This window comes from Micromonospora inyonensis (assembly GCF_900091415.1).
Lineage (GTDB): Bacteria > Actinomycetota > Actinomycetes > Mycobacteriales > Micromonosporaceae > Micromonospora > Micromonospora inyonensis.
This window is the reverse complement of record NZ_FMHU01000002.1, coordinates 2,156,749-2,180,000: the sequence shown is the minus strand read 5'-3', so window position 1 is coordinate 2,180,000 and position 23,252 is coordinate 2,156,749. Positions and strand designations below refer to the sequence as shown.

At 72.9% G+C, this 23,252-nt stretch carries 23 protein-coding genes and 1 pseudogene; 14 read left to right on the top strand and 10 right to left on the bottom strand.

Annotated elements, in window-relative coordinates; translation table 11 throughout:
• Nucleotides 1-17 precede the first annotated feature (17 nt).
• From GA0074694_RS24155 to GA0074694_RS31955, 3 genes and pseudogenes are all read right to left on the bottom strand, one after another.
• Complete coding sequence (locus GA0074694_RS24155; protein WP_245714878.1) at nt 18-995, bottom strand: SRPBCC family protein; 978 nt, start codon at nt 993-995, stop codon at nt 18-20.
• 83 nt (nt 996-1,078) lie between these two features.
• A pseudogene (locus GA0074694_RS24150) lies at nt 1,079-1,306 on the bottom strand (aldehyde dehydrogenase family protein); the annotation flags it as partial.
• Between the two features lie 70 nt (nt 1,307-1,376).
• Nucleotides 1,377-1,706, bottom strand: a complete 330-nt coding sequence (locus GA0074694_RS31955; RefSeq protein WP_176738100.1) for an aromatic amino acid lyase — start codon at nt 1,704-1,706, stop codon at nt 1,377-1,379.
• A 372-nt stretch (nt 1,707-2,078) separates the two neighbouring features.
• On the opposite strand from GA0074694_RS31955, the gene GA0074694_RS24140 reads away from it, so the two are divergent.
• The 8 genes from GA0074694_RS24140 to GA0074694_RS24105 all read left to right on the top strand — a co-directional run bounded on the left by GA0074694_RS24140 (nt 2,079) and on the right by GA0074694_RS24105 (nt 11,754).
• A complete protein-coding gene (locus tag GA0074694_RS24140) occupies nt 2,079-2,729 on the top strand; it encodes a LuxR C-terminal-related transcriptional regulator (RefSeq protein WP_141714263.1) in 651 nt (216 codons plus the stop codon).
• A gap of 570 nt (nt 2,730-3,299) precedes the next feature.
• A complete protein-coding gene (locus tag GA0074694_RS24135; protein WP_091462224.1) occupies nt 3,300-4,376 on the top strand; it encodes a histidinol-phosphate transaminase in 1,077 nt (358 codons plus the stop codon).
• 492 nt (nt 4,377-4,868) lie between these two features.
• Nucleotides 4,869-5,900, top strand: a complete 1,032-nt coding sequence (locus GA0074694_RS24130; RefSeq protein WP_091462222.1) for a 3-oxoacyl-ACP synthase III family protein — start codon at nt 4,869-4,871, stop codon at nt 5,898-5,900.
• Nucleotides 5,897-6,634, top strand: a complete 738-nt coding sequence (locus GA0074694_RS24125) for a glycosyltransferase family 2 protein (protein WP_091462219.1) — start codon at nt 5,897-5,899, stop codon at nt 6,632-6,634. The genes GA0074694_RS24130 and GA0074694_RS24125 overlap by 4 nt, the downstream gene beginning before the upstream one ends.
• 31 nt (nt 6,635-6,665) lie before the next feature.
• Nucleotides 6,666-8,156, top strand: a complete 1,491-nt coding sequence (locus GA0074694_RS24120) for a class I adenylate-forming enzyme family protein (RefSeq protein WP_091462216.1) — start codon at nt 6,666-6,668, stop codon at nt 8,154-8,156.
• Nucleotides 8,149-9,252 carry a cytochrome P450 family protein gene (locus tag GA0074694_RS24115; protein ID WP_091462214.1) on the top strand — a complete coding sequence of 368 codons (1,104 nt, stop codon included), beginning with the start codon at nt 8,149-8,151 and terminating at the stop codon, nt 9,250-9,252. The genes GA0074694_RS24120 and GA0074694_RS24115 overlap by 8 nt, the downstream gene beginning before the upstream one ends.
• Nucleotides 9,249-10,163, top strand: a complete 915-nt coding sequence (locus GA0074694_RS24110) for an NAD-dependent epimerase/dehydratase family protein (RefSeq protein WP_245714877.1) — start codon at nt 9,249-9,251, stop codon at nt 10,161-10,163. Before GA0074694_RS24115 ends, GA0074694_RS24110 begins: the two co-directional genes overlap by 4 nt.
• Nucleotides 10,164-10,611: 448 nt before the next feature.
• Nucleotides 10,612-11,754, top strand: a complete 1,143-nt coding sequence (locus tag GA0074694_RS24105; RefSeq protein ID WP_176738099.1) for an RNA-guided endonuclease InsQ/TnpB family protein — start codon at nt 10,612-10,614, stop codon at nt 11,752-11,754.
• Between the two features lie 89 nt (nt 11,755-11,843).
• On the opposite strand, the gene GA0074694_RS24100 is transcribed toward GA0074694_RS24105, so the two are convergent.
• Nucleotides 11,844-12,686, bottom strand: a complete 843-nt coding sequence (locus GA0074694_RS24100) for an IS5 family transposase (RefSeq protein WP_091453604.1) — start codon at nt 12,684-12,686, stop codon at nt 11,844-11,846.
• Nucleotides 12,687-12,811: 125 nt separating this feature from the next.
• Here GA0074694_RS24100 and GA0074694_RS24095 point away from each other — a divergent pair, with 125 nt between their 5' ends.
• Nucleotides 12,812-14,770, top strand: coding sequence for a putative bifunctional diguanylate cyclase/phosphodiesterase (locus tag GA0074694_RS24095; protein WP_176738098.1), 1,959 nt, complete (start codon nt 12,812-12,814; stop codon nt 14,768-14,770).
• Nucleotides 14,771-14,774: 4 nt separating this feature from the next.
• On the opposite strand, the gene GA0074694_RS24090 is transcribed toward GA0074694_RS24095, so the two are convergent.
• Nucleotides 14,775-16,232 (bottom strand): transposase, encoded by a 1,458-nt coding sequence (locus tag GA0074694_RS24090; protein ID WP_091461097.1) that lies wholly within the window; start codon nt 16,230-16,232, stop codon nt 14,775-14,777.
• Between the two features lie 340 nt (nt 16,233-16,572).
• Between GA0074694_RS24090 and GA0074694_RS24085 the strand changes: the two genes are divergently transcribed.
• The 3 genes from GA0074694_RS24085 (at nt 16,573) to GA0074694_RS34345 (ending at nt 17,936) form a co-directional block, all read left to right on the top strand.
• Entirely contained in the window at nt 16,573-17,271 is a 699-nt protein-coding gene (locus GA0074694_RS24085; protein ID WP_141714262.1) for a VOC family protein, read from the top strand.
• A gap of 177 nt (nt 17,272-17,448) precedes the next feature.
• A complete protein-coding gene (locus GA0074694_RS32355) occupies nt 17,449-17,592 on the top strand; it encodes a hypothetical protein (protein WP_218105794.1) in 144 nt (47 codons plus the stop codon).
• Complete coding sequence (locus GA0074694_RS34345) at nt 17,589-17,936, top strand: transposase (RefSeq protein ID WP_425413633.1); 348 nt, start codon at nt 17,589-17,591, stop codon at nt 17,934-17,936. Before GA0074694_RS32355 ends, GA0074694_RS34345 begins: the two co-directional genes overlap by 4 nt.
• Here GA0074694_RS34345 and GA0074694_RS24070 read toward each other — a convergent pair.
• Nucleotides 17,855-18,193, bottom strand: coding sequence for a hypothetical protein (locus tag GA0074694_RS24070; protein WP_091462206.1), 339 nt, complete (start codon nt 18,191-18,193; stop codon nt 17,855-17,857). The two genes, GA0074694_RS34345 and GA0074694_RS24070, sit on opposite strands and share 82 nt — an antisense overlap.
• Nucleotides 18,194-18,314: 121 nt before the next feature.
• Between GA0074694_RS24070 and GA0074694_RS24065 the strand changes: the two genes are divergently transcribed.
• A complete protein-coding gene (locus GA0074694_RS24065; protein ID WP_091462204.1) occupies nt 18,315-19,220 on the top strand; it encodes a helix-turn-helix domain-containing protein in 906 nt (301 codons plus the stop codon).
• A 1-nt stretch (nt 19,221) separates the two neighbouring features.
• Nucleotides 19,222-19,416 (top strand): DUF397 domain-containing protein, encoded by a 195-nt coding sequence (locus GA0074694_RS24060; RefSeq protein WP_091462201.1) that lies wholly within the window; start codon nt 19,222-19,224, stop codon nt 19,414-19,416.
• Between the two features lie 358 nt (nt 19,417-19,774).
• Here GA0074694_RS24060 and GA0074694_RS24055 read toward each other — a convergent pair whose 3' ends face one another.
• The 4 genes from GA0074694_RS24055 to GA0074694_RS24040 are packed head-to-tail and all read right to left on the bottom strand — an operon-like array spanning nt 19,775 to nt 23,159.
• The gene (locus tag GA0074694_RS24055; RefSeq protein ID WP_091462198.1) at nt 19,775-20,389 is read right to left on the bottom strand and encodes a hypothetical protein; all 615 of its coding nucleotides are present in this window, start codon (nt 20,387-20,389) and stop codon (nt 19,775-19,777) included.
• Nucleotides 20,358-21,503 carry a hypothetical protein gene (locus GA0074694_RS24050; protein WP_218105792.1) on the bottom strand — a complete coding sequence of 382 codons (1,146 nt, stop codon included), beginning with the start codon at nt 21,501-21,503 and terminating at the stop codon, nt 20,358-20,360. The genes GA0074694_RS24055 and GA0074694_RS24050 overlap by 32 nt, the downstream gene beginning before the upstream one ends.
• The gene (locus tag GA0074694_RS24045; RefSeq protein ID WP_176738097.1) at nt 21,500-22,864 is read right to left on the bottom strand and encodes a hypothetical protein; all 1,365 of its coding nucleotides are present in this window, start codon (nt 22,862-22,864) and stop codon (nt 21,500-21,502) included. The genes GA0074694_RS24050 and GA0074694_RS24045 overlap by 4 nt, the downstream gene beginning before the upstream one ends.
• Complete coding sequence (locus GA0074694_RS24040) at nt 22,857-23,159, bottom strand: DUF6403 family protein (RefSeq protein ID WP_091462194.1); 303 nt, start codon at nt 23,157-23,159, stop codon at nt 22,857-22,859. The genes GA0074694_RS24045 and GA0074694_RS24040 overlap by 8 nt, the downstream gene beginning before the upstream one ends.
• Nucleotides 23,160-23,252 lie beyond the last annotated feature (93 nt).

The following is a 23,252-nucleotide window of genomic DNA, read 5'->3' as shown; positions in this document are numbered from 1 at the left end:
TGTCTCTCGGCTCCGGGTCAGCGCAGTCGCATCGGCTGTGCCGCGCGCTGCTTCACCTGCTGCTGGAGGCTGGTTCCCTGCGGCACGGCGTCCGAGCGGGCGATCTCGCCCGTCTCGATCACCTGCTTGAACCGGCGCAGGTCGTCGCTGGTCTGCTGCTGCGGGTTCTCGCCGAACACCCGGGCGGCCAGCCGGCCGAGCCGCCCGCCGGGTGAGGCGTACTCGAACTCGACCCACACCTCCGTGCCACGCCCGTCGCCGACCGGGACGAAGCGCACGGAGCCGGCGTTGGGCACCCGGGTCCGCCCGACCGAGTGCCAGGTGATCAGCTCGTTGGGCAGGTCGGACATGATCTCCGCGTCCCATCCGACGGTCCGACCGGCGGGCGCCTTCGCCTCCCAGCGGGACCGCCGGGGGCCGGTGACCCGCACCGACCGCAGGTGGTACATGAACCGGGGCAGGTTCTCGAAGTCGTGCCAGAACCGGTAGGCCTCCTCCGGGCTGCGGTTGACCGTCACCGACGCCTCCACCCGGGTGCCGCCAGGCAGCCGCCGCCCCCGGGACGCCCGCACCGCCGTGGCGAGGTCCACCGCGGTGATCGCGGCGACCGCCCAGGTCGTGGCCGCCACCCGTCGACGTCGCTGGCCCCGGCGTCGCCGCAGGGCGCTGCCGCAGACGGCGAGGTCCACCAGGTCACCGGCGACCCTGGTCCACATCGCCCAGCCGGTCCTCCTCGGGACCAGCAGGGCCGCCGCGTGGCCCAGTTCGCGCAGTCCCACGATCCGCAGCACGGCCGGCGCGCTGGCGGAGTCGTCGACGCCGCAGAGGCGGCTGATGTCGGACGGGGCACGCAGGGCCGCCGCCCCGAGGCCGAGACTCAGCCACCCGAGGGCCCGGGCGGTGCCCTCGGCGCCACGGCCCCGCCGGGCCTGCGCGATGCCCAGCGCATCGGTCACCGACCGTACGCCCATGGTGTTGGCGCGGTTCCTGGCCATCTGGCACCCCCGTTCGACCCGCCTGCCGTGAGCCCCGGTCTTCCCGGAAGGAGGCCGCTCACACCTCGGCTCGTGGACGTGGGTCAGCGTCCGGCGATGTCGATCACCACGGCCTTGGGTTCGGTGAAGAAGTCCCGGCTGAACAGGCCGCCCTCCCGGCCCACCCCGGAGGCGCCGACACCGCCGAAGGGCGCCCGCAGGTCCCGGACGAAGAAGCAGTTGACCCAGACCGTGCCGGCGCGCAGCCGCGCGGCGACCCGGTGGGCCCGGGACAGGTCGGTGGTGTACCCCGTGGCGCTGAGGCCGAACGGCGTGTCAGCAGCAGTTCCACGGTGCCGGGGCGGATCGCCGAGACCCCGCGGGCCAGGGAGTTGGCTCGGATCAGCATCGAGGCCCGGGCGACCTCGGCGCGGCCGTCGGGCCCACCCCGTTCAGGTGGTACAGGACCAGGTTGCGTTGCAGGTCCCAGGCTTTCTCCGGCGCGATCTGCCGTACGCAGCTGTCCCCGAACCCGGTGGTGACCCCGTAGATCGGAATCCGCTGCGCCAGCAGTTCGTGCTTGAGGTCGAGGGAGGACTTCATGGCGTCGGCCGCCCCGTCGCTCAGGCGCAGGGCGACCTGCTCGGCCGGCCGGGCGACGGACACCACCTCCTCGATGGTCAGCGAACGGCCGTCGAGCACCAGATCGGCGCTCGGCATGGATCGGTTCATCGGGTGCTCCTTGCGGGGGGACCGGACGGGGAATGGCGGAATCGCGATCGCGGGGTGCCGGAAAGGGGGGGCGCCGGGAGGCCGGGAAGCGATCAGGTGATCGACGTCGGTCCCCGTAGTCTGCGCGCTCCGGGGGGGTCCTGTCTTCCGGCCCAGGTCCGGTTTTCGCCCCGGTCCCCGGTCCGGCCCGAGCACCGGTGACCGGACCATGGTCGGGGTCGTCCCGGTGGCGCGGGGTCGGTGAAGAAATTCAGAAAAGCTGATGCCGGGCGGTGGCAAGTCTTAATTTCCGCCGTTGGATGGATTCCCGGGACCTGTGTAGGCTCATCGGTGTCCACAGATACGCCGCAGTTTGCCGGAACGGAGGGTCTGGTGGGCACTGGTCTCGCAGAATCCGTGGCGCCGGTCGGTGGCGCGTCGGACCAGATTCGCATCCTGATCGGCGGCAACCATCCGATATTCCGCTCCGGCCTCGGGCTCATGCTCGGGGAACTGTCCCCGGCGTTCACGATCGTGGGCGAGGTGGCCGAGGCCGCAGCGGTGGCCGACACGGCCCGGCAACAGGCGGCGGACGTCGTCGTCTACGACGAGGACAGCCTGGGGTCCCCGGCGGTGCTGGCTTCCGTCGGGCAGCTCACCGGGCAGCGGTCCGCGCGGGCGGTCGTGCTGCTCGGCCTCGACGCCGGGGACTCCTGGCGGGAGCACCTGCGGGCCGGGGCCCGGGGACTGCTCTTCCGCGACGGTGACGCCGACGAGCTCGGTTTCGCGGTGCGGTCGGTGGCCGCGGGCGGTGTCCACCTCACGCCCCGCCTGGCCGGGGTGATCGTGCGGCCCCTGGTCCGACCGGCGGGCACCGGCGGGCCGGCCGGACGGCAGGTGGGCCGGGGCGACCCGCTCACCCTCCGGCAGGCGGAGATCCTCGACCTGATGCTCACCGGAGTGTCCAACGCGGAGATCGCCGCCGAGTTGTCGCTCAGCGAGAAGACCGTGAAGTTCACGTGTCGAACATTCTCGGAAAGCTGAACCTCAAGAACCGGACCCAGGTGTTGGCGCACCTGATGGGTGGGCAGCGGGTCGTCGGCGGTCGCGGTCCGGAGAAGGGGTGACGCATGGGCGGTGCCCAGCGGACCGGAGGGCCACCGACCGGGGTGGGTGTTGCGGACTGGAACCGTCGGATCCGGTCAGCCGGCACCGGCGACAACTGCTGGGGAACAACAATAATCCGTAGTCAGTCTTCGATGAATTATCCGTCCCCGGGTCGACTCGAATAGGATTTCGCTCTCGGCGTATGACCAAGGTTGACCGTCTCCGGCAATGTCGACTACGGTCGGTCGTGATCGGTAAACGTACGAGTCGGTCCGGCGGATTGTCCGGCGACTCGGTGGCCCGTCCCGACACGGGCCGGTCGACCTCCCCAGACGCGAAGGGTTCTGCGCGTGGATCATTCGACGACCCCCGGCGATTCCGCGACCGACGGGGGATCCGCAGGTACCGGCAAGGACCCGGGGGAGGCCTGACCGTCCACTCCCGATCCCGCCCCCCGGCGGCCCGGTCCGCCGGGGGCCGAACCACCCGCGACGACGAGGAGTCACGATGACCGTTCCGTCCCGGGCCTCCGTCAGCACGGAAGCGGGCTACCGGCCCACCCTCGTCGAGCCGGGGCTGGTCCAACTGGCCAACAACGAGGTGCCCGACGGGCCGTTGCCCAGCGCGGTACGCGCCCTCGCGGCGGCGGCCACGGGCGTCAACCGCTACCCGGACCCGGCCGCCGCCGGGCTGGCCGACCGGATCGCCGAGCACCTCGCGGTCGACCCCGAGCGCGTCGTCGTCGGGGACGGATCGGTCAGCGTCTGCCAGCAGGTCCTCCAGGCGCTCTGCGGACCGGGCGACGAGGTCGTGGTCGGCGCGCCGTCGTTCGAGCTGTACCCGGTGCTGAGCCGGGCTGTCGGTGCCGTGCCGAGGCCGGTCGCGGTGACCCGGGAGCACGCCCTCGACCTCGACGCGATGGCCGCCGCCGTCACCCCGGCCACCCAGGTGCTCTTCCTGTGCAATCCGAACAACCCGACCGGCACCGCCGTCGACCGGGCCCGCCTGGACCGTTTCCTCGACCGGGTGCCCGGCCGCGTCCTCGTGGTGCTCGACGAGGCGTACCGCGACTTCGTCGACGACCCCCGGGTGCCCGACGGTGTCGTCACGGGCCGCTCGCGGGACAACGTCGCGGTCCTGCGCACGTTCTCCAAGGGGTACGGCCTGGCCGGGCTCCGGGTGGGCTACGGGGTGTTCCCGGTGCTCGTCGCCGACGCGGTCCGCCGGCTCGCGCTGCCGTACGCGGTGAACGCGCTCGCCCAGACCGCCGCCGTCGCCTCGCTCGACGCCGGGGCCGAGTTGCGTGACCGGTGTGGACGGATCGGGCGGGAACGGGACCGCATGCGCACGGAACTGCGTCGGGCCGGGTTCGCCGTCCCGCCGAGCCAGGCCAACTTCCTGTGGCTGCCGGTCGGCGACCGGGCCGAGGCGCTGGCCGCGCACTGCCGGCGGCACGGGGTGCTGGTCCGCGCCTTCCCGGGGGCGGGAGTGCGGGTCAGCGTCGGCACGCCGGCCGAGAACGACGCCTTCCTGCGGCTGGTCCGCGCGCCGGAGGGCACGCGGACCGAGCCGGCGGGCACCTGACGAGCACGTCCAGGGGCGCGGGGCGGCTCAGCCGGCCGCCGTGGGCGTGGGGTGGAGCGTCACGGGTGGGTGCCCATCTGGTTCGCCTCACCATCCCAGATGCCGTACTCCCGCTCGGCCGGGGGCAGGTCGTAGAAGCAGACACTGTCGACCTGGCCGCCGCGACGTCGACCCGGTCCCGTTCCACGGCGAGCCGCTGTTCGGTCAGCTCGGCCACGGCGGCGTGGAAGCCGACGGCACCTGGGTCAGCGACGCCTTCGTGTGGAGCGGCCTGAACGGCCCGATCAACGGCTGGTGCTGACGCCACCGGCCGGTATGTCGGGTGGTCATACGCGGGGTCACCGACCGGCCCCCGCGTATGACCACCGACGGCCCGGGACAGCGACGACTCCTGCCCGGCCGCCCGGTTTGAGGTGATCCGGCGTCCGCTGGCGGGCGGACCTGAGCACCCCTACTCATTCGCCCGCCAGCGGCGTTCGGCAAGCTCGACGCATGACCGACCCCACGTCACCCCTCGACCGGCCCCGGGGACGGGTGGGCATCACCGCGGTCGGTGCCAGCCTGCCGGACGAGGTCGTGCCCACCGCCGAACTCCAGCGCCGGATCGCCGGGGCGAGCGGCCTGGCCCTGCCGGCCGGGCTGCTGTCCCGGATGACCGGGATCGGATCCCGCCGGATCGCCGCCGACGACGAGTACGCCTCCACGCTCGCCGTCCGCGCCGCCCGGGCGGCGCTCGCCGCCGCCGGTCGGGAGCCGGAGGAGGTGGACCTGCTGCTGTTCGCCTCCGCCAGCCGGGACCTGGTCGAGCCGGCCACCGCCCACATCGTGCAGGCCGAACTGGGCGGCCACGCCCACGCCCTGGACGTCACCAACGCCTGCAACAGCTTCCTCAACGGCATCGACCTGGCGCGCTCCAGCATCCTCGCCGGCCGCGCCCGCCGGGCCCTGGTGGTGACCGGGGAGACGCCGACCCGGGCGATGCGGACCCGGATCACCGACCTCGACGAGGCCCGCCGCGCCTTCGCCGGCTACACCTTCGGCGACGCGGGCGCCGCCGTGCTGGTGGAGCCGGTGGACCGGGGCGGGATCCTCGACGTCGACACCGAGACCTGGTCCGAGTACTGGACGGTGGGCGGCATCCCCGGCGGTGGCTCCCGGCACCCGCGTGGTGACGAGCACACCTACTTCACCGGCGACGGGCGGACCCTGCGGGACGTCTTCGAGAAGATCGGCCCGGACATCCTGCACCGGGTCCGGCACCGCACCGGCCTCGACTGGGCCGACTACGCCCGGGTGCTGGTCCACCAGGTGACCCTGCCCTACCTCGACCGGTTCGTCGAGGTGACCGGCGTGCCGAAGGACAAGCTGGAGGTCACCGTCGCCGAGCTGGGCAACCTGGCCAGCGCCACGCTCGGTGTCCAGCTGGCCCGGGTCGAGGCCGGACTGCGCCCGGGGGAGCGGGTGCTGTTCATCGGCCTCGGCGGCGGGGTCAGCCTGATGACCATGGTGTGGGAGAAGTCGTGAGCGCGCTCTGGGTGGTGGTGCCCGCCTACGACGAGGTCACCCGGATCGGTGCCACCCTGGACGCGCTGGCCGGGCAGACCGACCGGGACTTCACCCTGCTCGTGGTGGACAACGCCTCCACCGACGGGACCGCCGACGTGGTCCGCCGGTTCGCGGCCCGGTCCCCGGTGCCGACGCTGCTCGTCGAGGAGCGGCAGAAGGGTGTCGGCGCGGCCGTGGACACCGGCTTCCGGCACGCCATTGCCCACGGGGCCACCCTGCTGGCCCGGACCGACGCCGACTGCCTTCCGCACGCCGGCTGGGTGGCCGCCGCCCGGCGGACCCTGACCGGCGGCGCGGACATGGCCTGCGGTCGGATCGTGGCCCGCCGCGACGAGCACGGCCCGCTCGGCCGGGCCGGGTTCCGTTGCGTGGTCGCCGTCGCCGCCACCTTCGGACGGTTGCGTCCCGCCCACCGGGGCTCCACCTACCGGGCCCCGTACCGGATGCACGCGGGCAACAACATGGCCATCACGGCGACGACCTACCTCGCCGCCGGCGGGATGCCCCGCCGGCCGTCCCCGACCGACCGGGAGTTCCTCAACCGGGTGCGCCGGGTCACCGACGCGATCGTCCACGACCGGACGATGGTGGTGGAGAACTCCACCCGGCGGCTGCGTGCGTACGGGCTGCTCCGGAGCGCGGCCTGGTATCTGGACCGGGGCAGCGGCCGGCTCTCCCCGGACCCCCGCTGACCCCCGTCACCCCTGCCCACCGGGAGAACCCGTGCTCGACGAACTGGCCGCCGCGCTCCGCCACCACCCGGACCGGCCGGCGGTGCTCACCGCCGGGGCGTCCGGCCGGCCCCGCGTCCACGTCACCCGGGGCGACCTGGCCGACCTCGCCGACGGGTACGCCGCCGCGCTGCACCACCACGGGTTGACCGTCGGGGACACCCTCGGGGTGGCGGTCCGCCCCGGCCCCCGGTCGCTGGCGGTCCTGCTCGCCGCGCACCGGCTCGGACTGCGGGTGGCGGTGCTCGATCCCAGCGCCGGGCCGGAGGTGCTCACCGCGCGGCTGGCCCTGGCCCGCCCGGCCCTGGTGGTCGCCGACGCCGCCGCCCAGGCGGTCGCCGGCTGGGCCCGACCGCTGGCCGGTCGCGCCCGGTTGGCACTGCCCCGGCTGGCCGACCTCGGCCCGGTCCGCACGGTCGGTCGGCGACTGCCCGGCTGCGCCCCGTCGCTGCGCCCCCGCCCGGGGCCGGCTCCCGAGCGCGGGGGCGACGACGGTGACGCGGTGGTCATCTTCACCTCCGGCACGACCAGCTGTCCCCGGGCCGTGGTGCACCGCCGTTCCGGTCTGGACGCCGGCATGCGTGCCGTCGCCGACCTGGTCGCGCCCCGGCCGGAGCAGCCGGTGCTCGGCGGCACCTTCTTCGTCCTGGTGCCCGCCCTGGCCGGCGGCGCTCCGGTCGCCCTGCCGGCCCGGTCGCCCCGGCGGCTCGCCCGCCAGTTGGCCCGGCTGCGTCCGCAGGCCAGCTACCTCACCCCGCCGCAGGTGCGGGCCCTGCTGGCCCAGGGGCCCCGGCTCACCGGCCGGTTCTACAGCGGCTCCGCGCCGGTGAGCGCCACCCTGCTCGACCGGGTCCGGCGGGCCGGCGCGGACCAGGCGTGGGGGGTGTACGCGCTGACCGAACTCTTCCCGGCCGCCGCGGTCGAGGCGGGCGAGAAGGCCGCCTTCACCGGTGCCGGCGACCTCGTCGGGGCACCGCTGCCGGGCGTACGGACCCGGATCGGGACGGACGGACGGCTGCTGCTCGCCGGTCCGGGGCAGGCACACCGGTACCTCGGCGAGCCGCCGGCCGACTGGGTGGACACCGGCGACGTCGCCCGGCTGGACGGGGAGCGAATCGTCCTGGCCGGCCGGAGCAAGGACATGATCCTGCGCCGCGCGGTCAACATCTACCCCGGGCTGTACGAGCCGGCGCTGCACGTGCCCGGGGTCGACCTGGCGGTGCTGGTCGGCGTACCGGCCGGGGACGGTGACGAACGACTGGTGGCCGTGGTCGAACCGGAACCGGGCGTCGACCCGGACCGGCTGCGCCGCTTGCTCGACCCGGTGCTGGCCCGGATGGGCGCGGCCCGCCCCGACACGCTGGTCGTCGCGCCGGTGCCGACCTCCGGCCGGTCCCGCAAACCGGACCGGGTCGCCGCTGCGGCGTTGGCCGCGGCGCGTCTGGCCGAACCCGTTCCGACCGGACGGTACCGTCGTGGCTGACCGGCGCCACCGCACGCCGGCCCGGGGACGTCGCCGGGACCGCCGTGTCTACCTGCGCCGCTACCCGGTGCTGTTCACCCTGCTCGCCGCGACCCGCCGCTGGCCGGCGTTGCGGCTCGGGCGGACCGTGCTGGTGCACGACCCGGACGGCTACGTCGAGGCGTTGACCCGGGTTCCGCTGGACCGGCTCGCCACCGGCACCGTCGGCGGGACCGCCCGTCGGCTCGGCACCGACGGTCTCCTCTTCGACCAGGAGGGCGTCGGGCACCGGCAGACCCGCCGCTCGCTCGCCGACCGGCTCGGTCCGGCCGGTGTCGCCGAACTGCGTCCGGTCTGGACGGCGGTGCTGCGGCAACGCCTGGCCCCGCTGCGCGGCGGCGCGGCGGTGGACCTGGTGCCGGTGGTGGCCGAGCTGGCCGGGGCGACCACGGCGGCGCTGCTCGGGGTGGATGTCGATCCGGTCGCCCTGGCCGCCGCCGCCCGGCACGCCGCCGCCACGGCCGCGGCCGAGCAGCTACCCGGCCCACGCCGGCCCGGACGCGCCCGCGTCGCCCATCGCGCCGTCACCGACCTGGCCGAGCTGCTCGGCCTGCCCACGCAGCGGGCCGCGCTGGCCGGGATGCTGGCCGTCGCGGCGGTCAACACCACCGTGGCCGGCATCCCCCGGGCGGTGGCCTGGTGCGCCGACGACCGGCTGTGGGATGCCGCCGGGGACGCCGCCACCCGCGACACCCTCGTCGACGAGCTGTTGCGGGTCACCGCGCCGAGTCCGCTACTGCCCCGGGTGGCCGCCGGTGCCGGCACGGTGGCCGGGTGCCCGGTCCGACCCGGGGACCGGCTGCTGCTGGTCGCCCGGCACGCCGCCGGGGCGCACCGGTCCGGGCCGGACCGTGCCGTGCCCGCGCCGACGCGGACCGCGCGGTTGGTCTTCGGTGCGGGGGCGCACTCCTGTCCCGGTGCCCGGCTGGCCCGGGCACAACTCGTCGACGTGCTCGCCGCCCTGGCGCCGTACCGGCCGGTGGTGGTCTCGGCCCGCGCCGACGGGCGGGCGGCGCTGCCCGGCTGGGCCCGTCTGGTGGTCAGGGCCGGCCGGTGAGCCTCTCCGGCGTGCGGGTGGCGGTCACCGGGGCGAGCGGATTCTGCGGCGCCGCGGTGGCCCGGGCCGCCGCGGCGGCCGGAGCCCGGGTGCGGTGCCTCGGCCGGCGTCCGGGGCCGGTGGGCCGGCACGTGCCGTGGGACGCCGCCCACGAGACCCCCGACCTGGCCGGGGTCGACCTGGTGGTGCACCTCGCCGCGGCGGTCGGTGACCCGGTGCCGGGCCGGGCGGCCGAGCGCGTCTACCGGGCGGTCAACGTGGACGGCACGGCCCGGCTGATCGACGCCGCCGGTGACCGCCCGCTGGTCTGGGTGAGCAGCGCCAGCGTGTACCGGCCAGGAGGAGCGGGGCCGGTCCGCGAGGACCATCCGGTCGACGGGCAGCTCACCGCGTACGGGCGTACCAAGGCTGCCGGGGAACGGCTCGCCCTGGCGGCCGGGGCGGTGGTGTTGCGTCCCCGGGCGGTCTACGGGCCGGGCGACCCGCACCTGCTGCCCCGGCTCCTCGCCGCCCGTCGCGGGCGGTGGCTGCCGGTGCCCGGCCCGGACGTGTTGCTGAGTCTCACCGCCGTGGAGAACCTCGCGGACGCCTGCCTGGCCGCGTCCGCCTGGCCGGCAGGGGCGTACAACGTCGCCGACGACCGGCCGTACTCGCGCGACGCGGTCCTGCGTGGGGTGCTCGCGGCGATCGGCAGCCCGGCGCGGTTGGCGCACCTGCCGGCGTCCGTGGCGACCGCCGCCGCGTCCCTGGCGACCGGCGTGGCCCGATTGACCCGTCGCCCGCCGGTGCTTACCCGGTACGCCGTCGACCAGCTGGCCCGGGGCGTGGTCCTCGACACCGGGCGGGCCCGCGCCCGGGGGTACCGGCCGAGCCGGTCCTTCGACGACTACCTGGCCCGGCTCGGCCGGTGACTCGGCGGCACGGTCCGCGTCGAGTGCGAGTCGGGTGGTGACACCCACTACTTCCTCACCGCCGGGCACTGCACCGACATCACCGGAACCTGGTACGCCGACTCCGGGCAGAGCGCCCTGCTCGGAACCGGTGGGACCGGCAGCTTCCCCGGCGACGACTACGGCATCGTGCGGCACAGTGACGCGTCGCCACGGACGGCGGGCATCGTGACACACGACCGTCGCGCCCGTGGGTAGACTCCGCGTCTCGACAGGACGACAATGCGCCGGTATCACGGGGCACGACGTGGCGGCGAGGGAACGGGGTGGTCACCAGGTGAGCAATCTGCCGGCGGTCGCGGCCGACATGGCCTCCACCGCCATGACCGAAGTGCGTAGCGCGCAAGCCCCCGGCTTCAGCCGTGGGGTTAGCGCATCGACTGAAACGGTAGTGTGCTAGTATTTCAGTATGTCGAGTCGAGTGGTGAAGCGGGCGTACAGGTTCCGCTTCTACCCCACCGACCAGCAGCGGGAGCTGCTGAACCGGACGTTCGGCTGCGTGCGCTACGTCTACAACCGGGCGCTGGCCGAGCGGTCCCGCGCCTGGACACAGGAACAGCGGCGGGTCACGTTCGCCGAAACCTGCCGGATGCTCACCGTATGGAAGAACGAGCCCGACACGGCTTGGCTGTACGAGGTGTCGAACGTGGCACTTCAGCAGTCGTTGCAGCACCTTCAGCAGGCGTACGTGAACTTCTGGGCGAAGCGGGCGACGTATCCGACGTTCACGTCCAAGCGCACGTCGAAGGCGTCAGCCACGTTCACCACGTCAGGGTTCTCGTTCCGCGACGGGCAGATCACACTGGCGAAGACGGACGTCCCGCTGGACATCGTGTGGTCCCGGCCCCTGCCCGAGGGCGCTCAACCGTCCACGGTCACGGTGTCCCGCGACGCGGCGAACCGCTGGCACATCTCGATCCTGGTGGAAGAGACCATCGTGGCTCTGCCGCCGGCAACCCGGGCGGTCGGGATCGACGCTGGGATCACCTCGCTGGTCACCCTTTCCACCGGGGAGAAGGTCACCAATCCGCGGCACGAGCAGCGGGATCGGGAGCGGCTGGCCGTGGCGCAGCGGCGGTTGGCCCGCACGGCGAAGGGCTCCAACAATCGGGCCAAGGCGCGGCTCAAGGTGGCCCGGGTGCACGCCCGGATCGCCGACCGGCGGCGGGATCACCTGCACAAGCTGTCCACGAGGATCATCCGCGAGAACCAAACGGTGGTCATCGAGGACCTGTCGGTCCGCAACATGGTCCGCAATCACAGCCTTGCCCGAGCGATCTCGGACGCGGCGTGGTCGCAGTTGCGGCGACAGTTGGAGTACAAGGCCGACTGGTACGGACGCACGGTCATCGCGATCGACCGGTTCTATCCGAGCAGCAAGACGTGCTCGGCGTGCGGCGTGGTTGTGGAGAAGCTGCCGTTGAGCGTCCGGGGGTGGGTGTGTCGCTGCGGCGCGACCCACGACCGGGATGTGAATGCGGCGAAGGCGATTTTGGCGGCGGGGCTCGCCGTGTCAGCCTGCGGAGATGGTGTGAGACCGTCCCGCGTCTAGCGCGGGAAGGCGACCGTCGATGAAACAGGAAGATCCAACCGTGAGGTTGGAATCCCCCGGCTTTAGAGGTCGCGCGGAATGGTTGTTGATCATCGGCGGCGGGCGGGTCGGTTGTTCCACCGGTAGAGGGTCCATGCACGCCGGATGAGGCTGCGGACGGTGATGATCGCGTCGGCGAGGTCGAAGAAGGCGTCGATGACCTTCTCTGTTCGTTCGTAGCAGCGTTGCAGCCGGTTGAACGCGTTGTGCCAGCTGTTCGTCCGTTCGACGTGCCACCGTTGGCTCGCCTGGATGGGCGCCTTGTCGCCCTTGTGGGCGATCTCACCGGTCAGGCCGCGCTCGGCCAGCAGGGCGCGGGTGACCTGGGAGTCGTATCCGGCGTCGAGGTGCACCGTGATGGCCTGGGGTAGTGGGCCGAGGTCGTCGAGGTGGTCGAGGGTGGGGCCGAGCAGGGGTGAGTCGTGTCGGTTCGCGCCGGCCAGGACCCGGCCGAGGGGGATGCCGTAGCCGTCGACCATCAACGAGCGTTTCATGCCCTGCTTGCCCCGGTCGACCGGTGAGCGTCCGGCGGCCTCGCCGCCGCCGGGAGCCTTGGTGATGCAGCCGTCCACGGCGATGTCGTCGAGGACCAGGCCGACGAGCCGGTCGTAGGCGTCCAGGGCGATCTGTTTGAGCTGGGCGAACACCCCAAGCTCTATCCACTCGTCACGGCGGCCGCGGATCGTGGTGGCCGAACAGGTGGCATCGGCGATCGCCTCGTAGGCGCAGCCGAACCGCAACACCTGGACCAGCTTGTCGAACACGATGCGGTCATCGATCCGCTTGCGGTGACAGCCCAGCGGATGTGTCGGTTGGTAGGTCGGCCGATCGGGGAGCAGCGCGGCGAACTGGACCCACAACGGCTCGATCAGCCATGCTGGGATGGCAGGCACAGAACCTCCCGTGATCACGGAGCGTCAGCAACTTCATGATCACCAGTTCTGTGCCTGCATCCGTTCAGGCGCGCCGATCAACCCACCATTCCGCGCGACCTCTTAGCCGTGGGGAGGATGTCAAGATGCTCACCGCTGACGGTCGCTGCCTCTGGTCCAACCCGGCCGCCCGCCGTCTGGGGGTACGGCTCCACGACCTGCCGCTGGCCGAGGTCGGGGCGGACGGCCCACCGGTCGAGGTGCCCTGGCCGCAGCCGGACGGGGCCACCCGCTGGCTGGAGGTGCGCTGCCACCGCGTCGACCACGACGGGCAGCCCGTGAGCCTCTACGAGTGGCGCGACGTCAGCGCCGAACGCCGGGAGCGCGAGGCGGGCCGTAACTACCGGTGGCGCCTGGCCCACATCGAGCAGCTCGCCAAGGTGGGCACCTGGGAGTGGGACATCGCCTCCGACTCGGTCGTCTGGTCCGACGTGCTGCTGCAGATGTTCGGCTACCCGCCGGGCACCGAACTGGACTACCCGTCGTACCGGCAGTTGCTGCACCCCGAGGACGTCGGTCTGATCGAGCAGACCCTGGCGACGGCGCTGCGCGACGGCGGGCCCTTCTCCTACACCCACCGCATGTACCTCGCCGACCACACCACCCTGCGCGTCTTCGAGTGCTACGGCGAGGTCTTCCCCGACGCCTCCGGGGCCCCGCTCCGCGTCCTCGGCACCGCCCACGACATCACCGACATGCGACGGGTCCAGGACGAGCTGACCCGCCTGGCCGAGCGCGACCCGTTGACCGACCTGCCCAACCGGCGGGCGCTGCTGGCCCGCCTCGACAATCTGCTCGCCCGGGACGGCGGCCCGCCGGGGGCCCTGCTGCTGATCGACATCGACAACTTCAAGGACATCAACGACGTCCACGGGCACGGTGTCGGCGACGACGTGCTGCGGGTGCTCGCCCGGCTGCTCGTGCGGCACCTGCCCGTCGGCACGGTACTGGGTCGCCTGGGCGGCGACGAGTTCGCCGTCGTCCTGCCCGACACGGCGGCCGGTGACGCCCTCACCGTCGCCGAGACCCTCTGCGACGTCGCCGCGCGGACGCCCGTACCGCTGGCCGGGGCGGGGCTGCGGGTCACCCTCAGCGTCGGGGCCGCCTCGCTGGAGCCCGGCGACACCCGGGACGCGGCGCTCGCCCACGCCGACCTCGCGCTGTACGAGGCGAAGAACGCCGGGCGCAACCGGGCCCGGCTCTACCTGCCCGAGCACTACCGGCACGCGGTGCAGCGGGTCAACGTGGTGACGCGGGTGCGCAGCGCCCTCGACCAGCAGCGGATGCAGCTCGACGCCCAGCCGATCATCGACCTGCTCACCGGCGAGGTGATCAGCCACGAACTGCTCATCCGGCTCCGCGACGGACGGCAGCCACCGCTGACCCCCGGCGACTTCCTGCCCACCGTGGAACGCGACGACCTCATCGGTGACCTCGACCGGTGGGTGGTCACCACGGCTACCTCGGCATTGGCCGACCCCGCCGTCTCGGCCGCCGGCATGCGCTTCGACGTGAACATCTCCGCCCGGTCGATGGAGTCGCCCGGGTTCGGCGACTGGGTGGTGGAGCGGCTGCGCGCGGTCGGTGTCGACGCCGACCGCCTGGGCCTGGAGGTGACCGAGACCGCCGCGATCACCAACGTGGCAGCGGTCCGCAACCTCGCCGGCACCCTGCGCGACGCCGGTTGCCGGCTGAGCCTGGACGACTTCGGAGCCGGGTTCGGTTCCTTCGCGTACCTCAAGCACCTGCCGTTCAGCACGGTGAAGATCGCCGGTGACTTCGTCCGCCACGCCGACCGGGGCGGTGCCGACCCGGTGCTCATCGACGCCGTGGTGCGGGCCGCGCACGGGCTGGGCATGCGGACGGTCGCCGAGTCGGTGGAGCACGCCGGACTGGTGCCCGCGCTGCGCCAGCTCGGGGTCGACTCCGGGCAGGGCTTCCACCTGGGCCGTCCGGTCCCGCTGGACCTCCTGCTCGACCGGGTCCGTGACGAGCGGCATACCCCCACGGCCGTGGACGTCGTGGTACGACATCCCGACCACTGATTCCCTATCGAGGATCGGTTGTCAAGACGGCGGGTTGCTTGACGGTCCGTGACGGTGTCGCGGAGGATTCGGGTGGGGAAGGTCGCCTCGTTCGTACGCTTCGAGCGTCTTTTCGATCATGTCCCGTGAGGACTTGGTGAGGGGCCTTCCCCGCCCTGCGCTTGTTGCTGCGCCGCCTGCGGCGGATCTCCTCGGTCACGGTCCACTGCTGCGCGATGATCTGTTTCGCCTGCTGTGGGGTGACCGGGGTGCCGTCGACGTCGCAGATGACATACGGCATGCGGCGGCGCATCACGGTCCAGAGCCGTTCGGCGAGCCGGGCCGCGACCACACAGCTGGCCTTGAGGTGTTCGGCACCGCGTTCGACCATCTGCTGGTGGTAGACGCGCGCGAGCTGCGGGTCCTGCTTGCGGGCCCAGTCCGCGGCCCGGATCAGAGTGGCCCGGGCCAGCCGGGAGCCGGCCTTGGACATCGGCTGGCCCTTGCGGTCGGTGTCACCGGTCTCTGACGCGCGCGGCGCCAGCCCCAAGTAGGACTTGAAGTGCGCCGCGGTGGGGAACCGGGCGGCGTCACCGATGACCGCGGTCATCGCCGGTCCGCCGACCTCGGCCAGGCCGGGCAGGCTACGGGCCAGTTGCATCGGGTCGACCCACCGGTAGCAGGTCTCCCGCTCGGCCGCGTGCGCGGCCAGCTCGGTGGCGATGGCGCGTAGTAGCCGGACCTCGGTGGCGATCTCGGCGGCCAGGTCGGTGAACGCGACCGCCGGGTGATCACCGTAGAGGTCGACCGCCGCTTGGGCGGCGGCCAGCCACTGCTCGGCGCGTGCCGCTCCTTGGTGGTTGTGGGAGGCCTTGACGATCAGCGCGGTCAGCCGGGCCCGGCCCAGCCGCAGCAGGGCACGCGGGTCGGCGTAGCGTTCCAGCACCGCCAGATCGGCCTTGCCCAGATCACCGGTCAGCGGGGTGCACGGCATGACCTGCCGGACCAGATCCTTGATCCGCACCTTGTGCTCGGATGCGGCCATGGTCAGCCGGTCACACGCGCGCACCCGCCGGTCCAACGCCGCCGCGGCCGCGCCCGGCAGTTCGAGGGGCCGTAGCCCGTCCGGGTCGATCAACGGCAGGCGGGCCAGGGTATCCGCGTCGATGCCGTTGGACTTCGCATGCCGCGACAGGAACCGGCGCAGATCCGCCGCCTTCGCACTCGACACCCGGAACACCAGATGCCCCCGAGCGGTGAAGAACACCGCGATCGGCAGCCACGCCGGCCCGGTCGGCTCGATCACCACCTCCAACCGCGTCCCCGTCGCAGCGCCGGCCAACGCCGCGGACTCGATCGCGGTCAGGCTCTCCACCGTCGGCTCGCACCGCCGCCGGCACACCTCCCGTCCGGCCTCGTCACGCACCCGTACCGTGTGCGCCGACGCGATCCCCAAATCGATACCGACCAACCTGCGCTGCACTTACCGCCTCCCAGGCACATAGACCATCTACCTGCTCCGGCGATCCGCGCAGGTCAACACCGCACGACAGCCACGGTCCCAAGGAGGCAGAGCCCTCCGACGACGGCTCCCACTCATGTGCTGCAACCGGGCCCGGCCTCGCAGGGCCGGCCCACTTCCCTCATCCGGGGCATCCGTGGCCAGACCAGCGGTGGCAATCAGCGGTACGAGGCTCTCCCTCAGACCCCAACTCGTCGCCACCCACCGGACCAACCGGGATGCTCATGCAATCCCAGGACCACCGGGCTGATCAAGCACCGGAGTTCCTTACATGACCACACCGTCTGATCGGGAGACCCAGGTGAGCACATCCACCACCCCGGCGGTACCGGACCGTGTCGAACTCGTCACCACCGACGTCGACGCCGTCCGTCCCTTCTACACCGACCTGCTCGGTTGGACGTACGCCGACACCGCCGCGCTCGCCGACGGCCTACCCGCCGCGGAACTGCGCGCCGGCCCCGCGCCGGCCCGCTGGTGGACCGTCTTCGCCGCCGACGACCCCGCAACGGTCCGGGCCGCGGCGACCAGCGCCGGAGCCCGCCTGCACGGCGACGACGTTCACGACCCCCTCGGTGGCTGCTTCCGGTTGGGCTCCGGTGCGACCGCCGTGGCCCCCGGGCCGGGCCGACCCTGCTGGTACGAGTACATGACGGTCGCCCCCGGCGACGCCGACCGGTTCCACGCCGACGGTCTGGGGCTGCGCGCCACCGTACCGCCCGGTGCGCCCGACGACTCGTACGTGCTGCTCACCGGCGACGGCCGTCCGGTCGCCGGCCGGCTGGCGCTGCCCGCGCCGCTGGCCACCGTGCTGCCCACCGGCTGGATGGTCTACTTCGCGGTGTCCGATCCGGACGACGTCGCCGAACGGGCGCCCCGACTCGGCGGGCGACTCCTGGCGCCACCCCGCGACGTCCCGACCGGGCGGGTCGCCGCGCTCGCCGACCCGGCCGGCGCGGTGTTCACCGTCCTCCGCCCGGCTGCGCCGGCTCTCCGGTGACCGGGAGGAGAGACCGGCGACGGAGGCAGGGGAAACGGTCCACGGGGGCGGGACAGGATGAGAGTGATCGCCGAGGCCGGTCGGCACCGCGTCGACGCCGGTGCCACGTACGTGGAGCACCTACGGGTGCCCCACCTCAGCCTCGGCACGTAGGCGGTCGACGTCGGCCCCGGCAGCGTGGTGTTCGTCCCGGCGGGGGAGAAGCACCGGTTCGAGGAGGTCACCGAGGAACTCACCGCCCTCGTGGCCTTCGGACCCGGGCAAGGGGACGGCGGCAGCCCGGTGACCCCGGGCGGCTCCCGTTCGTCGCCGATCCGGTGATCCGGGCGGTCGGGGTGCGCCGCGTGGGCTCCAACAATCGGGCCAAGGCGCGGCTCAAGGTGGCCCGGGTGCACGCCCGGATCGCCGACCGGCGGCGGGATCACCTGCACAAGCTGTCCACGAGGATCATCCGCGAGAACCAAACGGTGGTCATCGAGGACCTGTCGGTCCGCAACATGGTCCGCAATCACAGCCTTGCCCGAGCGATCTCGGACGCGGCGTGGTCGGAGTTGCGGCGACAGTTGGAGCCGGCCGTCCGCGATCATCGCGGTGCGGGTGACCCGGCGGGTACGAGGACCTCGGTGCCGGACCAGTCGACGTACTCCTCGGTGACGGGCCGGTAGGGCTCGTCGTCCTCGTCGAGGGTGGTGAACGCCGCGTAGAAACGGCCGAACCCGTAGCCGCCGGCGGCGAGGGTGGTCAGCGCCCACGGCCGTAGCCCGGGGGCCAGCCGCTCCGGCCCGCGCCGGTCCACCGCCACCTGGACGACCCCGAGCAGGTCGTACGACTGGTCGAAGGTGCCCGCGTCGACCACCCGACACAGCGAGAACGCGTACCGCTCCTCCTGCTCCTGGTACACCAACCGCCCCTGAAGCTCCACGTGATCACTCCCTGAAGTGCTTTGGATGCCCGACGACTTACTGAGGATGCATGGTGTCGCGTTTGATATCAAGGGTGGCGGGGTGGATACTTCATGCGATCGGTCGAGCGTAGGAGGACTCATGTCCGTTGCTTCCCCGGAACCGTCCAATGCGGGTCGAGGGCTCGCGCAGCTCGCGTCCTCACCAGTGGTGCAGGCATGGGAGCTGGGTCTACGGCTGCGCCAGCGGCGCGAGGAGGTCGGCCTCACGGCAGCGGCGGCCGGTCGCGCCATCGGCATCATCCAGGCGTACGTCTCCGGTGTGGAGAGCGGGCGGGTCAAGCTGCCCGCCAAGCGGTTGGCGCAGATCGTCGCCGCGTACGAGTTCGAGCCCGACGAGGCGGCCGAGCTGGAGGAGCTGCGGGCCGGTGCGGCCCGGCGTGGTTGGTGGCAGGAGTACGCACAGCTCTTTCCGGCGGAGTTCCTGCGCTTCCTCGGCTACGAGGCCGGCGCCGAGCATATCCGCAGCTATCACCCTGAAGTAATCATCGGGCTGTTGCAGACCGAGGAGTACGCCCGTGCGGTGATCCGGGGCGGCACCACCACGATCCGGCTGACCGAGGTGGACCGGCGCGTTGCCGTGCGACTGGCGCGACAGGAGCGACTGGACGGTGAGCACCCGCTGCGACTCAGCGTCCTGCTCGGAGAGGGAGCGCTACGTCAACAGGTCGGTGGGCCGGTGGTGATGCGCGCCCAGCTCGACCACCTCGTCCGGCTGGCCACCGAGCGGCCCGAGCAGATCGAGATCCGGGTGCTGCCGTTCAGCGTCGGAGCCCACCCCGCGTTCGGCGGCCCGTTCCAGGTGTTGTCCTTCCCGTCACCCCGGCTGCCCGACCTGGTCTGGCAGGAGATCCTGACCTCCATCGACATCATCGACCAGTCTCTCCGCGTGAACGACTACGTGGTGACCTTCGCCGAGACCCGTGAACTCGCGTTAGGCTCGGACGACTCGCTCGACCTGATCCGCCGGATCGCCAAGGAGATGTGACGTGAGCACCCCCACCGAGGGCCCCGACCGGGGCTGGTTCAAGTCTTCCCGAAGCGCTGACAACGCCAACTGCGTCGAGGTGCGGTTCATCAGCGACGAGGTGGGCGTCCGTGACTCCAAGGACCCCACCGGCCCGACCCTCGCTTTCGCTGTCGAGGCGTGGAGCGATTTCCTGCACACGCTCAGGCGGGCGTGATCCCTCGCACCTGGCCCTGTCGCTGCCCGGCACCCTTCATGAGAGCCGGGCAGCGGACAGGAAAGCCGGGCCACTGAGTTGTCGGGGGAGTTGCTGGTCACGGCGGGTTGCACGTTGGGTGGGGTCGGCGAGTCAACTGTGGTTGCTCTGCCCTTGCGGTGCGTCTCACGCGCGGCCTGCCCTGACAGATGTCCCTCATGACAAGTTGCGTGACCTAGGGCGAGTTCTATCGCCTTTTGCGCTACCTCTTCGTTCGGGAACGCCTGTAGGGCCGCGTCGAACTTGGAGAGATCCTGCTGTACCGCCGCGTGGATCGCGTTACGCGTGAGCGGTTCGACCTTGCTACTGATCTTCATGCTTACTTCTCTCCTCGTCCACCTTCTTCTTCAAGGCCCTCAGCGCGCCGGTAGCCGCTCCGATTGCGAGGAAAGTCCCCACGAGAGGCTTCGCAGTGACCGGCATCACCTCGGAAACGGTAGCCCACGCGGCAGAACCAGCCGCCGCGCCGAACCCAATCGCCAACCTGGTCCGCGCCGCAGGCCGGGAGCAGGGCGACCACCTCGGCGGTGCCGAAGGTCTCCCGTACCCGGTCGACCAGGTGGTCGGCGAGGGCGGGACGCCGCCCCCACCGCAGCGACCGGTAGACCAGGTGACGCAGGTCGGCCGGCGCGTCGTGCGTCAGGTGACGCAGGTCGTCGGCGGAGAGCCAGCCGGCGCGGACCGCGGCCTTCACCGCGACCGCGCGGATCGTCCGCTGCGGGTCGGCGGTCATCGTCCGTACCGTCTCCCGGTCGCCGACGACCTTGGCGGCGGTGAGCGCCAGGAACCGCGGCCCCGCGCGCAGATCGGTCAGGACGTCGGGCAGGTCGCCGGTGGCCGCGAGTTCCCGCGCCCGGCGGGCCAGGGTCGCCATCCGTTCCGGGTACGGCAGGACGTCCAGTTCACCGAGGAGGCGCCTCGTCGATCTCCGCATGGCGCTCATTGTGTCCGGCGCCGGACCGGGCCGCCGAACGGTTTCCGGCCGGCTCCGAGCGGTCGGCCGCACCCGTCCCGGACCGGGGCCGGGCCATCCGGGCCGTCCGGGCCAACTGGTCGGCCCGGCGGCTCAGTGACTCCACCCGCTGGATCAATCCAACCAGGTCGGTGTCGTCCCGGTCGCGCCCCGGCGTCACCGTGTCGAGCAGGTCGGTGTAGTCGCTGACCAGTGCCGGATAGTCGCGGACGAACGCCTTGTGGTCGGCGTCGCCGGCGATGGCCGTCGGCTTCATCCGGGCGTACCGCTGGTCGAGGTCGATGACCTGCTGCGCCAGGACGGCGGTGGCCGCGCTCAACGCGCTGCGGCGGTCGGCGTGGGCGTCGCGCAGACGACGGCGGTCGGCGGCGAGCCGGCCGGCCCGCAGGCCCGTCGCGTAGACCAGCGCCGAGCCGACGAGGACGGCCAGCACGGCCGCCACCGCGACCAGGTAGCGGGGCAGGGACGGGCTGATGGTCCGGGTGCCGTCCGGCACGGTGCCCGCCTTCACCAGCCGGTCGTAGTTGACCGTGACCACCTTCAGCGCCTCCAACGGGCGGTCGACGAAGCCGTCGATGCCGTTGCTGATGGTCATCTCCGCCACGAAGGCCCGGCCGAAGTTCCCGTCGTCGCGTCCGGGCAGCAGCGCACAACCGTAGGTGTCGTACTCGTCGTCCTCGCGGCTGAGCACCAGCACCACCGTGCCGTCGGCGGCCCGTTCGACGTTCTGACAGCCCTCCCGCAGGTCCGCCCCCGGCTCCAGCAGCAGCACGACCAGCCGGCGGTTGCCGATGATCCGTTCCGCCGCCGCCTCGTCCAGGTCGACGCCGGGGGCGACGTGGACCGAGGAGGAGCGCACGTCGCGGGCGACCGGACCGTCGGTGATCCCGCCCGTCCACAGCGCCCAGCCGGCCAACGCCAGGCAGGCCAGTACGCCCAGACCGAACGGGGCGCCGAGGAACCGCGCCACCCGGGCGGTCAGCGGCTCCCGTGCCCTCTGCGGGTCCTGCCGCCCCGGGGCCGTCCGCTCGGCGTCGCGTCGCTTCGGGTCGCGTGCCTGCTCCGGCCCGGTCACGACAGCCTCTCCCGCAGGTAGAACGTCGGCCGGTAACCGGCGACGCCCATGGTGCGGGCGGTGTCGTCCAGTTCTGCCTCGGCGTCGGTGAGCAGGGCCCGGACGTGCGGGTCGGGCAGTCCCTCGTCCAGCGCGGCCCGGGCCGCCTGGAGCTTCGCCACGCCCCGGGTCAGCCCGGGGTCGCTGCGCCGGTCGGTCAACAGGGACATCTCCACGGCCAACGCGGTCAGTCCGGCCAGTCGGGCCGTCGTCCCCGGCCCCCGCACCGCGCCGGCCCGGCCGACCCCGCGCCACAGCGACCGCGTGGACAGGGCGAGGAACACCACGACACAGCCGGCGAAGAGCCAGGGCAGCGCCGGCAGCGCCACCCGCAGGGGATCCACCGGCCGGTACGGCAGGGGCCGTTCGAACAACCCCGCGTACCGCACGTCGGTCACCCGGGCCAGGTAGGCGTTGAGCACGTTGTCCTGCGGATACTCGTAACGGCTGAGCCGGTCGCCGAACTGGCCGTAGAAGCTCGCCCCGGTCACCTCGGCGAACTCCTCGCCGTGCGGCCCGTGGTACTCGATCCACGCGCCGTAGAGCACCACGACCGGCCGGCCCGGGAAGACCCGGGCCAGCGTGGGCCCGTACCGGGGGACGGGCTCGCCCCGCGGTTGCCGGGGAAGCGCGACGTACAGCGCGTCGCCGTCGGGGAAGGCGCTGGCCGCCGTCCTGGCCGGCACGGCGGTCAGCGTCGCGCCGTCCGCCACGTGTCGCCCGGTGGCGCGCAGGTCGGCGGTGACCGTGGCGAGTTCGGCCGCGCCCGGCTCACGCCACCGCAACCCGTCGTGGTCCGGCGGTGTGGGTGCGTCCCCGAGCGCGGCGATCAGCGTCACCAGCAGGCCGGTCACGTCCCCGGTGGCGAACTGGGCCCGCCAGCTGGGCAGCGTGTCGGCGGTGGCCTGGTAGATGCCCCCGCTGACCTGGAGACCGATCACCCGGACCGTGGCGTCCTCCACATCCCGGATCCGGTCCCGTTCGGCCTCGTCGAGGCCGGGCGGCGCGACGAGGATGCGGACGTCCCGGCCGCCGATCGCCTCGCGGACCCGCTGCTCGTCCCAGGACGCCACCGAACCGGGGAGCCGCACCACCGGCGCGGCGGCGACCATGGCGTCCATAACGGCCACCGACGGCACCGTCGTGTCGGTCAACTCGCCGGCCGACCCCTCCGGCACGGCGGCCGAGGCGGGGGATCGGCCGTAGCTGACGTCGATGCTCTGCCGCTGGGCGACCAGGAAGACCACCAGCACCAGCACGGCCAGCCCGAGAGCCACCCAGCGAACCGCTTCGAGGCGGCGGCGCAGCGTCCGTTCAGTCATCGTGACCCGCCCGCCACAACCGGTCGGCCTGTTCGGCGTACCCGGCCGCGAGCCGGGCCGCGTCCGGGCCACCGCCCTCGGCGGCGATCAGCTCGGCGCGGCTCATCAGCTGCTCCGCCTCGACCACCCGGTGCGGAGCCGCGTCCCGGCTGACCGCCGCACTGTCGATCGCCGCCCGCGCCGCCGACCAGGCGACCCGGCGGTCCCGTTCCCGTGTGTGCAAGCGGGGTACCAGCGTGGCCGCGACACCCGCCGCGACCAGCAGCACGCCGCCGGTCAGCCAGATCAGCCACATGACCAGCCCACTCCCGGGTCAGCTCGCAGGCGAAAGGGGACACCGGACGAGTGTGGCTGATCGAGGCAAGCAGATCGGCGATGGACGCAGCGC